General features: G+C 53.3%; 14 protein-coding genes. 12 read left to right on the top strand and 2 right to left on the bottom strand.

Translation table 11 applies throughout. From position 1 onward, the window contains the following. The first annotated feature begins 37 nt into the window (after window positions 1–37). From NHAL_RS19300 to NHAL_RS19250, 9 genes are all read left to right on the top strand, one after another. Window positions 38–250 (top strand): hypothetical protein, encoded by a 213-nt coding sequence (locus tag NHAL_RS19300; protein ID WP_013028090.1) that lies wholly within the window; start codon window positions 38–40, stop codon window positions 248–250. 281 nt (window positions 251–531) lie between these two features. Beyond that, window positions 532–756: a helix-turn-helix domain-containing protein gene (locus NHAL_RS19295; RefSeq protein WP_013028089.1), complete on the top strand. Its 225-nt coding sequence runs from the start codon at window positions 532–534 to the stop codon at window positions 754–756. Window positions 757–921: 165 nt separating this feature from the next. Then, a complete protein-coding gene (locus NHAL_RS19290; protein WP_049780743.1) occupies window positions 922–1,206 on the top strand; it encodes a hypothetical protein in 285 nt (94 codons plus the stop codon). Between the two features lie 390 nt (window positions 1,207–1,596). Next, window positions 1,597–2,364: a hypothetical protein gene (locus NHAL_RS19285; protein WP_013028087.1), complete on the top strand. Its 768-nt coding sequence runs from the start codon at window positions 1,597–1,599 to the stop codon at window positions 2,362–2,364. Between the two features lie 1,054 nt (window positions 2,365–3,418). Next, a complete protein-coding gene (locus NHAL_RS19275; protein WP_013028084.1) occupies window positions 3,419–3,655 on the top strand; it encodes a hypothetical protein in 237 nt (78 codons plus the stop codon). A 641-nt stretch (window positions 3,656–4,296) separates the two neighbouring features. Next, window positions 4,297–5,289, top strand: coding sequence for an ATP-binding protein (locus tag NHAL_RS19265; RefSeq protein WP_083761455.1), 993 nt, complete (start codon window positions 4,297–4,299; stop codon window positions 5,287–5,289). Between the two features lies 1 nt (window position 5,290). Continuing rightward, window positions 5,291–5,635 carry a DUF6883 domain-containing protein gene (locus tag NHAL_RS19260; RefSeq protein WP_013028081.1) on the top strand — a complete coding sequence of 115 codons (345 nt, stop codon included), beginning with the start codon at window positions 5,291–5,293 and terminating at the stop codon, window positions 5,633–5,635. After that, window positions 5,635–5,859: a DUF4926 domain-containing protein gene (locus NHAL_RS19255; RefSeq protein WP_013028080.1), complete on the top strand. Its 225-nt coding sequence runs from the start codon at window positions 5,635–5,637 to the stop codon at window positions 5,857–5,859. The genes NHAL_RS19260 and NHAL_RS19255 overlap by 1 nt, the downstream gene beginning before the upstream one ends. 55 nt (window positions 5,860–5,914) lie before the next feature. Next, entirely contained in the window at window positions 5,915–7,021 is a 1,107-nt protein-coding gene (locus NHAL_RS19250) for a metal-dependent hydrolase (protein ID WP_013028079.1), read from the top strand. A 172-nt stretch (window positions 7,022–7,193) separates the two neighbouring features. Here the strand turns inward: NHAL_RS19250 and NHAL_RS19245 are convergent, their stop codons facing one another. Both NHAL_RS19245 and NHAL_RS19240 read right to left on the bottom strand, forming a co-directional pair. After that, a complete protein-coding gene (locus NHAL_RS19245; protein WP_013028078.1) occupies window positions 7,194–7,511 on the bottom strand; it encodes a helix-turn-helix domain-containing transcriptional regulator in 318 nt (105 codons plus the stop codon). Window positions 7,512–7,514: 3 nt separating this feature from the next. Continuing rightward, on the bottom strand, window positions 7,515–7,844 hold the full coding sequence (locus NHAL_RS19240; RefSeq protein WP_013028077.1) for a type II toxin-antitoxin system RelE/ParE family toxin: 330 nt from the start codon (window positions 7,842–7,844) through the stop codon (window positions 7,515–7,517). A gap of 354 nt (window positions 7,845–8,198) precedes the next feature. Here NHAL_RS19240 and NHAL_RS19235 point away from each other — a divergent pair, with 354 nt between their 5' ends. From NHAL_RS19235 to NHAL_RS19225, 3 genes are read left to right on the top strand one after another with little or no spacing between them, the layout of a single operon-like run. Then, on the top strand, window positions 8,199–9,659 hold the full coding sequence (locus tag NHAL_RS19235) for a type I restriction-modification system subunit M (protein ID WP_013028076.1): 1,461 nt from the start codon (window positions 8,199–8,201) through the stop codon (window positions 9,657–9,659). Then, entirely contained in the window at window positions 9,656–10,906 is a 1,251-nt protein-coding gene (locus NHAL_RS19995) for a restriction endonuclease subunit S (RefSeq protein WP_013028075.1), read from the top strand. Before NHAL_RS19235 ends, NHAL_RS19995 begins: the two co-directional genes overlap by 4 nt. A 15-nt stretch (window positions 10,907–10,921) precedes the next feature. Continuing rightward, window positions 10,922–14,317, top strand: a complete 3,396-nt coding sequence (locus tag NHAL_RS19225; RefSeq protein ID WP_013028074.1) for a DEAD/DEAH box helicase family protein — start codon at window positions 10,922–10,924, stop codon at window positions 14,315–14,317. Window positions 14,318–14,470: the final 153 nt, after the last annotated feature.

The raw sequence follows: 14,470 nt of genomic DNA, 5'->3' as shown, positions 1-14,470 counted from the left end.
TATTACAAATTTATACAAAAAGCGTCAGAAGTGCATTATGAAAAGCCGTCAATTCACCTGGCCGGAAGCGGCCGAAGGAGCGATGCTAGGGGTGATCGTTCAGGATATGCTGAGTGCCGCCGATCGAAACGGCCACGCGGAATACCGGTTTCGGAAGTACCGGGTCACCACCAACCGGTTGGGCAAGCGCCATCGCTTCCAGGTACAGACGGCCGACAGCACGATCCCGGAGCTAGACGCCCGTAAATAGGTTCGAGCTTATTCGTCGCCCGCCTGCGTCCCTCGACTAAGGCCCTGGGGCTTTCCCTAGGCGACCGGACCTACCTGGGTGCTCGGCCTAAAACTTGGGCTTCCAGTATTTACTGCGGACCGGGAGTGGCAGAAAGTGCGCATGGTGCGCTGAGTGGCGAGCATGCTGCTGAGCTGATCGATTAGGGTGGCTTATAATTGCCCTTTATTCCACATATAAGTAGGAATATAATCCTTGCGCCTTAGATAAGGTAGAACATATCCATTCCATGGGGTGGGATCATGGGCGTAGGCGAAAATATCAAGATGTTGCGTATAGCCGCTGGACTGACTCAAGTCCAGCTAGCCAAAGAGGCCCGTATAGATCAAAGTGGCTTGAGCAAGATTGAGCGTGAGGAAAACGAGAACGTCACTTTGCCTACGCTTAGAAGAATTGCCAGGGCGCTAGATTGTAGCGTGGTGGATCTTCTGGAAGATAAGGACAAGAAGCCAAGAAAGTCCGCTTAATACCTTCCTTATATCTGCTTTCCTCCCACTAGAGCTTTACTAACTAAAAGCTGACAAAATAGTAATATCATATCATACCATATGAAATCATTTCATAATTTTTAATAATCAAATTTTTGTTTTTGATATTGCAATATATTTATTTTTGTGCTTTAAATTATGGGTATGGCTGAACTGATTGATGCGTCATCACTGCGTGTACTTGCAGAAGCAGGTGCGGTGGAACAAATCCGGATTGCAGGTGTGCCGGGTGGCTTTGCCATGGTGGTCCGCTATGGCATGTCCGAGAAAATCCTGCGAGCCCAGAGGGGGCATGCCCGAGTCTTCAAATCGCTTGATGCTGCAGCAAGGTTTGCAAGAAAGCTTGGCTTTTCACAGTGTGTCCTCGATCTATCGAGTGGATACGGAAATGAGCACAAAATGAACGGTAGTGAAGAAATCCTAGCTTAAATAAGCACGGCTGAAAGGCTCTTACCATGAAAAAAACAATTAATTGGCGCCTAGGCCAGCTGTAATCGGTGCAGCTATTTTTAATAAGGGGACTCAGAACAAGGACGCTAAATCAAAGCAGAAAATATGACAGTTTTCTCAAATTAAGGTTTAAAGAAGTATTTAATTGTAATCTTATTGTAAATTTTAGGGTTAGTTGTGCTGGCACACACCTGGCCCGGGGTAATACTAAAAAATAAAAAGGCCAGGTGCTGGCACACCTGGCCTCCAATTAACGTAGCAAACGTCTCGGAGGCCTGTTCCCTGAGACACCCTAGATAAAGGCAGATAGGGGCTCAAGATGCTTTACATCGTAAGTAGAGGCAAGTGGAGCCTCTCGAAACGTTCTAGATGAATAGAATAGCGGAAAACAACAATAATTTCGATACTTTTACTCCGAGCGGCAATGGTTGCGGCCACAACCCCGCTAATCCACGGTGGTTTTCGCCTCCAGAAAATCATAAAGAGCGCCCGCGTATTCTGTGCAAGCTTAGTGAGAAGATCCGCGCTTATTACCATGATCCAGAAGCCATTTTACCCTCCCTTAACCTCGCTAATGGAAGTGACCGGAAGCAGCGTAGCGAGCGGAGAGAGGCCTGTCTCCAGGTCTTAAGTTGTCTGACCCACTATCTCGATCTAGTGACTCTTCGTGTTGGCATCCCTTGGGAGGATGGCTCATTTTCTGGAATCGGCATGGAGCGCATTGCGGCCCTGTGTGGCATCGGCCTAAGGCGTGCCGAGCGCGCCATCCACGACCTAGTTGCTGCCGGCATCATCACTGTACACCCAATCGCCAAGCAATCTGGATTTGCTGAGTACAGCGGTTACCCTGCAATCCGCACTATTTCGGCCTCGTTATTTAAAGCCTTTGGCTTAAGCAATTGGCTTCGGCACGAACGCGATAAAGCCTCCAAGCGCCAGCGCAGGCAGAAACGAAAAGAAGAGCCCATAGGTCGATTGGAATTAGTAATCAAAGCGGCGGAAGCAAAAGAAGAACAACATAACCAAACCCAAACTCCAGAGGAAACCAAGCCGCAAAAAACATCTCCCTCACAAGACCCTCGCTCCGTTATCGCTCATATCAAGGAAATTATCATTGGCAAAAGTCGACCCCCTTAATTTTTCCTTTTTCTTCTTCCTGACTTGTTTTAAAAGCATCCATACATAGTACTAGGGAGGCTAAATCTCGCCTCTAAGCTGCCTCTCAACACTGTTTTTTCTCTGAAATATCTCTCATACAGCATCAACGGATAGAGTTTTACCTTTCGAAGGTCGATAACCCTTATAGAGATCTATCATTTTCTGAAAACTTTAAAATTAAGTGTCGGAGTATTTACAATTAATTGTCGGTATCTGGAAATTGTGAAAGAAGCAATATAGTTAAGTGTCGTTATTGAATAATGTTAAGTGACGGAACTTAATCACCACTATTTATCAGTACAAAATCAAAGGTGTCATCCTGACTTATTCCGCTAGCTTCCCTGCTACGCTCCAATTTCCTTCCCTTCACCATTCCCTGGTTTCGCCACACCTTAGCGCGCCCTCCCTGGCGCGCAATTAAGCCTCCAATACGCAAACTCGCGTTGGTGCAACCTTGAAGCACTATGGCCGCGCCTGTACCTCTGTATCGTTCCAAGGCCTCACCCATATCTGTAGACGGTTCATCCCTGAACCAAATGCCAAATTCAAGGAAGCACTCGCCATCCTTGGCGAGCGGCGCTACGCGCTGCCACAATCAGTTAACGAGCCTAATGAAATTTAATTAGGTAATTTTGCACAATAGTATTGGTAATACGATTAGCCATCTCTTTATATTTACCAAGATAATATATCTCTTTCTTTAACTCTCCCTTTTCCAAATATCTGAATAAAAAAATATCAAGCATGTGCGGGAAAATTAAGGAAAGAGATATAAGAAAGAGCTACTTTATCGTCTTCCCGCAGGTGAGGCGGATCATCTCTTCCAGCAGTTTGCGAAGGTCTTAAAGTTAGACGTAATTACCTGGTGAGGCGTATACCGAAAGATATTTACCAGCCGTTGCTTAATGAAGTTGAGGTGGCTAAAGGGATGAAAGTCTTGCAAAGTGCGAAAAAAACTAGAAAAAGAAGATAACCCGTTTAAGATTAACTTATTATCAGATCTGCGGATTAATTAACAGCAAAAGAACCGCTCATGAAACACCATTATTTCACCGCGGAAGACGCACGGAGGGTACTCGGTCAACGTCGACGCGCCAAGGTCAAATTTCCCTGGGTACCAAGGGGCACCACCGGAACCGTGACTCGAGTGGATGAGGGGGTCGTCCCCGGAGGTTGCACAGTGGCCATTGAATGGGACGTGCTGGAGATAAAACCCATCATGGATTGGCTGACAAAAGATGAATATGAGGGTTTGCTGGAAGAAGCCTAAGCCAATGTGGTGGTGCGGACTACTTTTCCTCCCCGCCTGGGCCGGGGCCTGGGAGGAGCAAACCGTGCTGGAATTCATCCTGACCTCTAACCCCACCCTTCAGGCTTATCAGGGGGTCACGCGGGAATATACTCCGCCTACCTTGGCCGAGCGGCTGCTAGAGCGGACTTCTCTGTTTGCCCGGGCTTCCACCAACGGTAGCAGTCTCCAGGCTTCGGACAGTTTCTTTACCACGGGCACTACGGCAGGTGTCCAGATCCACATTCCCTTGACCTCCCGCCAGGAGAGCCGGGATCATGCCCTGCGGCTTCTCGAGGAGACCCGAGCCCGAGAGCAGGTCCGCAGTCAAGTGTTGCAGGTGATGGCCCAGCTCAGGGCTCAGGAAGCGGATTTGGCCGCGGCCCAGACCCGGCTCAAATTCTATCGGGATAAATCCGGGTGGGCCCAGCAGCGGGTAAAGACGGGCTATGATGAGGTGGAAGACTTATGGACCCTGGCCCAAAAGCTCAATGAGACTCAGGCCACCGTGGAGAAACTAGCTTTACTCATCACTTCTCAACGCCATAAGGTGGCGGCTTACGCCGGTCCCCAGTGGCCGGTGCTACTCACCTATTTGAAGGGAGAAGGAGGATTACCGGGAGATGAAGCAGGTGACGGGCCTCCTGGGCCGGGACGCGTTAGTGAATCAAATCGTCCAGGAACTGCGCAAGGGCAAGCACGTGCTTTTGACCGGGCCGGTGGGGATCGGCAAGTCGGCGGTGCTGGAAGCCGCCCTGGGGAAGCTCCAGGGGCGGGAGAGGTCCTTCCCGTCGGAGGCGGCCCCTTCCCCTGATACGAAGCCCTCTCAGCCTCGCCGCGCCTTGACGGTGGTGCACCTCCATGACCACCAGGCCAAGGGGCAGTTTGTAGCAATGGCCCGGCAGCTCCTGATGGCCGGGATTGTGAAGCCCAGCGCCTTGGAATTGGCCCAGCGCTATGATGAATTGCCGCCGGCAGAAATCGAATGGGCGAAAGTCAAACGGACCGTGAACCGGCTGAGCATTCGGGACTTGACCGGCGCCATTATCCCGGCCCTTTCCGCTCATGAGGGGCGGGTGCTGATGGCGGTGGACGATATGACGCGCCTTACCCCCACCCAGCAGGCCTTTTGGCTGGCCATTTTTAACCAAGCCCAAGTCATCACCTGCGCTAGCGAGAAAAAGCAGGGTTTAAGAAAGCTGTGGTGGAAGATGAAGGAGATACCGGTCCCGCCCCTCACCCCGGAGGCCTCGGCGGACATGGTGCGGGCCTCTATCACCCAGCAAGGGGTGCTCATCGAATCCCCGGAGCTTTATGTCTCCCATGTGGTGAAACAAAGCGGCGGTAACCCCCAGGCCATTGATGACATGGTCAATGACAGCGCCAAGGAGCGGGTGGTGGACAAGCGCCAAATCCGGGAGATGCGCCATCAAGCCGGGGTTCGTTATCTGGATTTTACCCCGGTGATGATGGTGGCCGGGGCCTTGATTATCGGCACGCGGTATTTAGCCATTGGCCTGGGGGACACGGAGCTTTATATCCTAGCGGGGATGGCCGCCGCGTTATTTCTAAGCCTGCGGTTTTTCTTGTTCAAGGGGGCCGGGAAGGCCAATTGAGATGAAGCGTTTACCCCACCTCGAGAGTGCCGTCATCGATGCGCGCAAGATCACCGATTATTTGCTTTCTCCCGTGCATCCCTATGGTCGAGCCAAGGCCCAGTTCTTTAACCGCTTTGGCTTTGCCTTATCCGCTTGGGAGGTGTTGCAGGAAGCATTGCAGCGCCATGCGCAAGGTGGCAAAGTAGTCAAAGTAGAGAAGACCGCCTTTGGGACGAAATACGTGATTGAGGGACCCTTGCCCACACCCGATGGGCGCGACCCGACTCTTTGTGCGGTCTGGTTCCTGGCCAAGGATAAGAGGGCACCCCATTTTGTCACTGCCTATCCTATAAGGGAAAGATAATGATTCGTGAACTGGAACTTGTCGTACTCACTCAGGACGTGCCCGAGCATGGACTTAAAGCGGGCGATCTGGGGACAGTGGTACTCATCCATGAGGCCGGCGCCGGCTATGAGGTCGAGTTTGCCACCCTCTCGGGAGAGACCCTGGCCGTGCTGACCTTACCCGCCGACTCTCTTCGGCCTGCGGCAACACGGGAGATCGCCCACGTGCGGGAAGTGGCCTAATTGCTGGGAGAAGTGACGGCTTTGCCCCAAGTCCTACGCCCTTCCCAACAAGTCCATGATCGCGGGCACCCACATCGCTTTTGCCTCCGCCCTCTATCTGGGCGGCGCGGCCCTGTTTGAATACGACACCGATTTCCTCGGCTGGGCCTTGGCGGCGGGAGCTTCCCTCTTGCCGGATGTGGATTTGCCCACCTCCAAGCTGGGACGGGTGCTGTTTTGGCTCTCCACCCGCCTGGAGAAGCATTTTGGCCACCGGACAATCACCCATTCTTTCCTGGCCCTTTGGGTCCTGGCGGTGCTGATTTCCCCCCTCCTGTGGCTCAACCCGGTCTATTTTGGGTGCATCTTGGGGGGGTATTGGTCCCACCTATGGATTGATATGCTGAACCTGCGGGGCGCCGATTTATTTTGGCCTTCCCCGGTGCGGGTGGTGATGCCGGGGAACCGTCACTACCGGATGGCCGTGGGCAGCAAGGCGGAGATGGTGCTGATGACTGCTTTGTTGGCCGCCTGTCTGGGGCTGTATCCGGTCAGCGGCTTGGGGTTTCGCACCGGGTTGCAGCACTTGCTGGGCAACTTTGAGTTGGCCCGGGAGGCCTTTATCCAAGAGGCGGGGACCCGCTGGTTCACCCTGGAGTTAGAAGCCATCGACAATCTGACTTTGGAGCATATGACCTGCCAATGCCCGGTGCTGGGGGTGTGGCAAAAGGGACTGATTGTGCTCCATCAGGGCCAACCCCGAGCGGTGGGCAAGTCCCAGGTCCATCATAACCTCTATCCCACGAGGGCCAAGCTTATTGAGGGGGAACCCTTGCGGGTGGTGTCCCATAAGGTGGAGATGCAGGGTCGGTCCTTGGGGTGGCTTTTGAAACGCTTGGACCCGCAGCACACGTATTATTTATCCGGGGAAATGCAGGTAGGGAGCCGGTTAGCGCCGGTGGCGGATATTCAGTTGTATCATCCGGTGGCTTTCAATGGCAAGGTGCTGCGGTTGCATTATGCTAGGGGGCAAGAGCTGGGGCCTTATTTGAATAGGGTGGCTATCCAGGGCGAGGTATATGTGCAGTTTTGGCTCAAGCCGGGCGATCCGCCGGTGGAACTCAGAATAACTGAGGAAAAAGAGGCAGGGGTGATCCCGGAGGTGTTAAAGGGGTATTTGTGAGACTTGGGTTCTGGCCCCGCGTTACAGGCATCAACTGTCCTGGCAGGCACGCCTCGCCTGGAGTAATCAGCTATCTTTGGCGGTTTCAAACCGGAGAGATGACACGAAGATGTCTGCAAGGCCCTCAACCAGCGCTAGGGAGGGAAGGCAAAGGCGGTGAAAGTATGTAAAGTTAGCGGCTGGCGCGGATCTCAAAGCGGACCCCCTCGCGCTGTTGGAGGTAGCCGAGTACCTGGAACAAGTTACGGGCATTGGGGTTGCCTTTAGGTCCAAACATGCGCATGAGGCTCTTGGACGGAATCCGGGTTTCCGCCGAAAGGGTCTCAAAACCGACCGTGGCATTAATATAGTCGCGCAGCACAGCTTTGCCAGTGGTCATATCGCCGGACAGTAGGGCTTCTACCCCCTCTTTAAGCAGGGCCTTGCGGAAGGCGGGATCGCGGGCCACGCGGGCTTGAATCGTTTCTTTGAAATCGCGGGTCAGCACCATCGCTCAATCTTCCTCCTGCTGGCGTTGTTGATACGCTGCCCATAGGGTCTGTGCGGCCTCGATGTCTTTCTGCTGGCGTTGCTTGGTGCCGCCGCCTAGCAGGATAATGAGCCGATCGCCCTCCTTGCCGAAATAGACACGGTATCCGGGACCGAAATCGATGCGGTACTCGAAGACGCCGGCGCCGACTCCCTTGACATTGGACAGATTGCCTTGCGCCATCCGGATCAAGGCTGTTGCCACCTTGGCCGCTGCCTGGGCATTGAGCTTGTCGAACCATTTGGCGTAGGGGCTACGGCCCTGGGCGTCGATATATTCCCTGATCTCGATCATGTTGGTATAGTAACTTATAAGTTACCTTTTCAACAAAGTTCAAGGCCAGGCTTATGGTGACCGTGCGCCCCGCTCAAGAGAAGGAACGCACTTCCCTGAGCCGGGAATCGTGATCAGCGGTAGTCCTAAGATAAATCTTTCTCCCTTGCTGCCGACACTCAAAAGGAGAGGGGCATTTGTGTTTCTGGGGTTGAGGGAGGCTCTGGGCAGGGGAGGGGGATCCACTGAGTGTAGGTAACACCATGATGATCCGCCTGGGACCCATGCAGACACCGGATGGTCCTTTAAGCCTTTGAACAGACGGTGTATTCTTTTAACTCATGACCTTCATCTCAGGAAAAGAAACCACCCGCTATGATCACCGGGACATTAAAATCACAAGTTGATCGCATTTGGGACGCCTTTTGGTCCGGCGGCATCTCCAATCCTCTGACCGTTATCGAGCAGATCACTTATTTGCTTTTCACCAAGCGTCTGGATGAGCTCCACACCGTGCGGGAGCGTAAAGCCAATCGACTGGGTAAACCCATTGAAGATCCCATCTTCAGCGCCAAACAGCAGCCTTTGCGCTGGTCTCGGTTCAAGGATCGGGAAGCCGGAGAAATGTACGAGTTATTCCGGGATGAGGTGTTTCCCTTCATCAAAAAGCTCCATGAGGGACGGGAGAGCGCCTACAGCCGGTTCATGAAGGATGCGGTCTTTGTCATTCCCACTCCCAACCTGTTGCAGCGGGTGGTGACAATGCTGGAAGCCCTGCCTATGGAAGACCGGGACACCAAGGGCGATCTCTACGAGTACATGCTCTCCAAAATCGCCACGGCGGGCCAAAACGGCCAGTTCCGCACCCCTCGCCATATCATCAAGATGATGGTGGAATTGGTGGCGCCTACGCCCCAGGACACTATCGCCGATCCGGCCTGTGGCACCTGCGGCTTTTTGGTGGCCGCGGGGGAATACTTACGTGAACATCACCCGGACATTTTCCATGACGCCGCCCTGCGTCAGCACTTCAATCACGGCCTATTCCACGGTACGGATTTTGATAGCTCCATGCTGCGTATTGGGGCCATGAACATGACCCTCCATGGAGTCGAAGACCCGGATATTCGGGGCCTTGATTCCCTCTCCCAGGAAGGGACCGGTATTCGCGATCGCTACACAGTGATTCTGGCCAATCCCCCCTTTAAGGGCTCCCTCGACTATGAATCCGTGGCTAAAGACTTACTGCGACTGACCAGCACCAAAAAGACCGAGTTGCTGTTTCTGGCGTTGTTCCTCTGCCAGCTTAAAGCTGGAGGCCGCTGCGCCTGTATTGTCCCCGATGGGGTGCTATTTGGCTCCAGCAAGGCCCACCGGGAAATTCGAAGGCACCTGGTTGAAGATCACAAACTGGATGGGGTCATATCCATGCCTTCAGGGGTATTCAAACCCTATGCAGGGGTGTCCACGGCTATCTTGATTTTCACTCGCACCGATTCCGGGGGCACCGATCAGGTCTGGTTCTATGACATGGCCGCTGATGGCTTCAGCCTGGACGATAAGCGTGAGCCGGTCAAAGAGAACGATATCCCCGACATTTTGGCGAAATGGAAGAAGCGCAATCCGAAGAAGGATACCGACCGCACGGCCAAAGCGTTTTTTGTCCCCAAGGCCGAGATTGCCGAGAACAAATATGATCTCTCCATCAATCGCTACAAGGAAGTGCAGTATGAGGCGGTGGAGTACGAGCCACCTTTAGTGATCCTGGACCAGCTGGAGGCTTTGGAGACAGAAATTCAGCAGGACTTGAAGGAACTGCGGGAGATGGTGGGATGAACTTCAACCTGCCTCAAGGGTGGAAATTAGCAAAACTAGGCGAAGTAGGAGAAGTGATTACAGGTAGCACACCCTCTACTTCAAAGCCAGAATACTATGGGAGCGAGGTTCCCTTTGTTACGCCTGTTGATCTTGATAATGATGATCCAGTAACTAAAGCCCAGAACTATCTCAGCCGATCGGGTGCCAGTCAAGCACGGCTGCTACCCCCTGATGCCGTGATGGTCTGCTGTATTGGCTCGCTGGGTAAAGTAGGTATTGCTGGCATACAGTTAGCTACCAATCAACAAATTAACTCTCTGATTTTTGATAAGTCTAAGATTCTCCCACGATATGGCTATCATTTTTGCAAAACCTTAAAACCCATACTGGAGCATATGGCTCCTTCGACGACTGTTGCTATTGTCAACAAAAGCCGTTTTTCAGAAATCACCATCCCCTTCCCACCCCTCCCCGAACAACGCCGCCTTGCCGCCATTCTGGACAAGGCCGATGCCATCCGCCGCAAGCGACAGCGGGCGATAGTACTCACAGAGGATTTTTTGCGCTCAGCGTTTCTGGAGATGTTTGGGGATCCGGTGACGAATCCGAAGGGGTGGGGTGCAGGAACAATTGATGAAGTTGTTTCTAATCCTAAAGAAGATATCCGGTGTGGCCCTTTTGGTACACAGCTTAAGGTACGTGAATTAGTTCCCGAAGGCATTCCGTTACTTGGAATAGAAAATGTTCATAATGATCATTTTGTATCAAACACAGAAAAATTTTTGACTGAAAAAAAAGCTGAAGAATTATCACGCTTTGATGCTTGTCCTGGTGATGTTTTGATAACTCGTATGGGTAGTATAGGACGGGCTTGTGTAGTTCCTAAAGGCATTGGGAAAGCAAGAATTTCTTACCATTTGTTCCGTATTCGTACAAATCCTGATAAGTGTCTTCCTGAGTTTTTGGCAGCGACGATTTGCAGGAGCGGAACCTTTCAGCACCAGCTAAGAAGGTTGGCTCATGGTGCAATCATGGATGGTTTAAGCACATCCATTTTAAAGGAAATTGTTTTCTTGTTACCGCCGGTTGAGATGCAACTTCATTACCTGAATGTAGTGAGAAAAGTTGAGAGAAACCTCATCAAAATTAATCACAGTGCAGAGAATGCTAATATTTTGTTTTCCTCCCTCACCCACCGCGCCTTCCGCGGCGAACTCACCCCCCAAGCCGCCGAGAAACTTCTCAAAGAAGCCGCCGCCGGCTAGGCCAGGTCCCCCCGGATGGCCTCCAATTTCGACTTTCTCACCGGTGACTGGGCCCCCTTTCGCGAAGATGCCCTCCATACTGAACAGCATGCCCTCACGGCCCCTCGCACCTGTGCCTTCTATGCCCGTCGGACCTTAGAGAAAACCGTCCGCTGGCTCTATGCCCATGACCCTAGCCTACGAAAGCCCTATCAAGACAATCTCGCGGCGCTCATCCACGAGCCCACCTTTCAAACCCTGGTGGCCCCTAGCCTCTTCCCCCAAATCCGCCTCATCCACAAGGTGGGCAATCAGGCCGTTCACAGCGATGTTCGGCTGCGCCCTGTGGAGGGGCTTCAGCTCACCCGGGCCACCTACAATCTGCTGAGCTGGCTGGTGCGGGTCTACACCCCCACCCAGGGAGCCCCCCTATCCGTACCCCCCTTCAACGACCAGCGGCTGCGGGAGCCCCTTCAGGAGGCTCAGGAGGCCGATAAAAACGCCGTAGAGCTCTCCCGCTTGCAGGAGACGCTGCAAGAGAAAGATGAAGCCTTTAAAGCCACTCAGCAGCGGCTAACGGCTTCCCAAGAAGAAATTGAACGCTTAAAGGCCCACATCGCCGAGGTCAAGGCGGAAAACCAAGCCGCTTTAGGTACGGTCACCTTTGAAGAATCGGAAGCCGAAACCCGGGATCTGTTTATTGATGTGCTGCTGCGGGAAGCGGGCTGGGACCCGGCCGGAGAACAGGTCCGGGAGTACGCCGTGGAAGGTATGCCCCATGGGCAGGGGAGGGGCTACGTGGATTATGTCCTCTGGGGCGACAATGGCTTGCCTTTGGCGATCGTGGAAGCCAAGCGTACCCAGAAAAGCCCCATGATGGGTCAGCGCCAGGCCGAGCTCTATGCGGATTGTCTAGAACAAATGACCGGCCAGCGTCCTCTTATCTACACCAGCAACGGCTATCAAACTTGGCTCTGGGACGATACCTTTTACCCTCCCCGGGAAGTGCAAGGCTTTGCCACCAAGGATGAGCTGCAGCTTATGGTTCATCGTCGCACTAGCCGCAAGGATCTGACCCAAATCCCCCTTAACCGGGAGATTGCCGGGCGCTACTATCAGGAAGAAGGTCTCCGCCGGGTCATGGAACGGTTCCAGGAAGCGCGGGCCCGGGGCAGTTTGTTGGTCATGGCCACCGGCACCGGCAAGACCCGAGTAAGCATCGCCGCGGTGGAGTTCCTCATGCGGGCCCGTTGGGTCCAGCGGGTCTTGTTTTTGGCCGATCGGACGGCCTTAGTGCGGCAGGCCAAGGGGGCCTTTGCTGCCCATTTGCCTCACGCCTCCCTGGTTAATCTGGTGACCGAGAAGGAAGAGGCGGGGAGCCGGATCGTGTTCTCTACTTATCACACGATGATGAACCTCATTGACGAGACCCAACAAGAGGGCCGCAAGCGCTTTGGGGTCAACGCCTTCGATCTGATTATCATCGATGAAGCCCACCGCTCGGTCTATCAGAAATTTAAGGCCATCTTTGACTATTTTGATAGCTTCCTGCTAGGGCTTACCGCTACCCCCAAGGCGGAAGTGGACCGCAATACCTATCACCTGTTCGATTTGGAAGACCACGTTCCCACCTATGCCTATGAACTGAACCAGGCGGTGGCTGATGAATATCTGGTGCCGCCCCGGCCGGTGTCGGTGCCCCTCAAATTTCAGCGCCAGGGGATTCGCTATGAGCACCTGAGCGAAGAAGAAAAGGATGCCTACGAAGCCACCTTCTTGGATGAGGAGACCGGCCAGTTGCCCCCGGAGATCGATGCCGCCGCCCTCAATGCCTGGCTGTTCAATCAAGATACGGTGGATAAGGTCCTGGCCCAGTTGATGGCCCAGGGGCTGAAGATTCAAGGCGGCGATCAGCTGGGCAAGACCATTATCTTTGCCAAGAACCACGACCATGCCGAGTTTATTGTTCAACGTTTTGATCAACATTATCCCCACCTGGCCGGGAAGTTCTGCCGGGTCATCGATAATCGGGTGAGCTACGCCCAGAGTTTGATTGACGATTTCACTCTTCCCCACAAAGCCCCCTTCATTGCCGTCTCGGTGGATATGCTCGATACGGGCATCGATGTGCCCGAAGTGGTAAACCTGGTGTTCTTCAAGCGGGTGCGCTCCAAAACCAAATTCTGGCAGATGCTGGGCCGCGGCACTCGCTTGTGCCCCGATCTCTTTGGCCCCGGCCGGGATAAGCCGTTTTTTTGCATTTTTGATTACTGTGAAAACCTGGAGTTTTTCAGCGCCCATCCGGAAGAAGTCCGGGAAGCGCCCCTTCAGGAATCGGTCAAGCAGAAGGTCTTTAAAAGCCGTTTAGCGCTGGCCACCGCCTTGCAGGCAATGGACGATCCAAATGACTCCCGTCCATCCCTCCAAAGCGCATTACTGGATCAGCTCCATGAGGGGGTCACCCGGATGAACCTGGACAATTTCCTGGTCCGGCCCCATCGGCAATATGTGGAGGCCTTCTCCGATCGGACCCGTTGGCAGCATCTCACTCCCAGCGATGAGCTGGAGATTGCTGAGCACTTAAGTGGCTTGCCGTCCCCCGATGAGGACGATGAATTTGCCCGCCGCTTCGATTTGCTGATTCTTAATCTGCAACTGGCTCTCCTGGAAAAAACACCCAGTCTGGAGCGCTATCAGGCGCAGGTGAAAGATCTCGCCCAGGGGTTAGAAGAAAAGCGAGCTATTCCGGCGGTGAACGCCCACATGCCCCTCATTCTCGATCTGCAAAGTGATGAGTATTGGCAGGATATGACTCTGGCGATGTTAGAGACCGTGCGGCGCCAGCTGCGGGATCTCATCAAGTTCGTGGATAAAGCCGGTCCCCGGGAGAAAGTTTACACCGACTTTGAGGACGAACTCGGGGAGGTGACTGAGATCGAAGGATTGATTCAAGCCGATCCCAGTCTCAAGCATTACCGCCTCAAGGTGGAGACTTTCCTGCGCACCCATCAGGATCATGTCACCCTCCAACGCCTCAGACACAACCAGCCTATCACCGCTAAGGATCTGGAAGGTCTGGAAGCGGTGTTGTTTTCTGAAGCCGGTCCCGGCAGCAAGGAAGACTTTATGAAGACCTATGGCGAGGCGCCCCTGGGAGAGCTCATCCGCCGCATCGTGGGCCTGGACCGCAACGCCGCCAAGGAAGCCTTTGCTGAGTTCTTATCCCACAGTACCCTCAGGGCGGATCAAATCCGCTTTATCGATCAGATCATCGAGCACCTGGCGCGTAATGGGGTGATGGATCTGGAGGCCCTCTATGAGCCCCCCTTTACCGATATCCACTATGAGGGAATTGATGGGGTGTTGCCGGAACAGGCGGATAAGGTGATTGCGATTATCAAAAAAGTGAATAAAAACGCCAGAGTCGCTTGAAATAATAGTGTCCTCTTTTCTGGAATAAGTTTTTCGAATAGTGTCTAAAACATTTTCTCTCAAATCATTTCCACCTAACCCTCTCACTCCCTATGACGCCCTCGGTCATTTGGCACCAGGTTTACTTGCTGTTTTTCTTTTCGAGCAGTTTCT

Origin of the sequence: Nitrosococcus halophilus Nc 4 (assembly GCF_000024725.1) — a bacterium.
GTDB lineage: Bacteria > Pseudomonadota > Gammaproteobacteria > Nitrosococcales > Nitrosococcaceae > Nitrosococcus > Nitrosococcus halophilus.
Note: the sequence above shows the minus strand (reverse complement) of the source record. Positions and strands in the feature narration are given on the sequence as shown.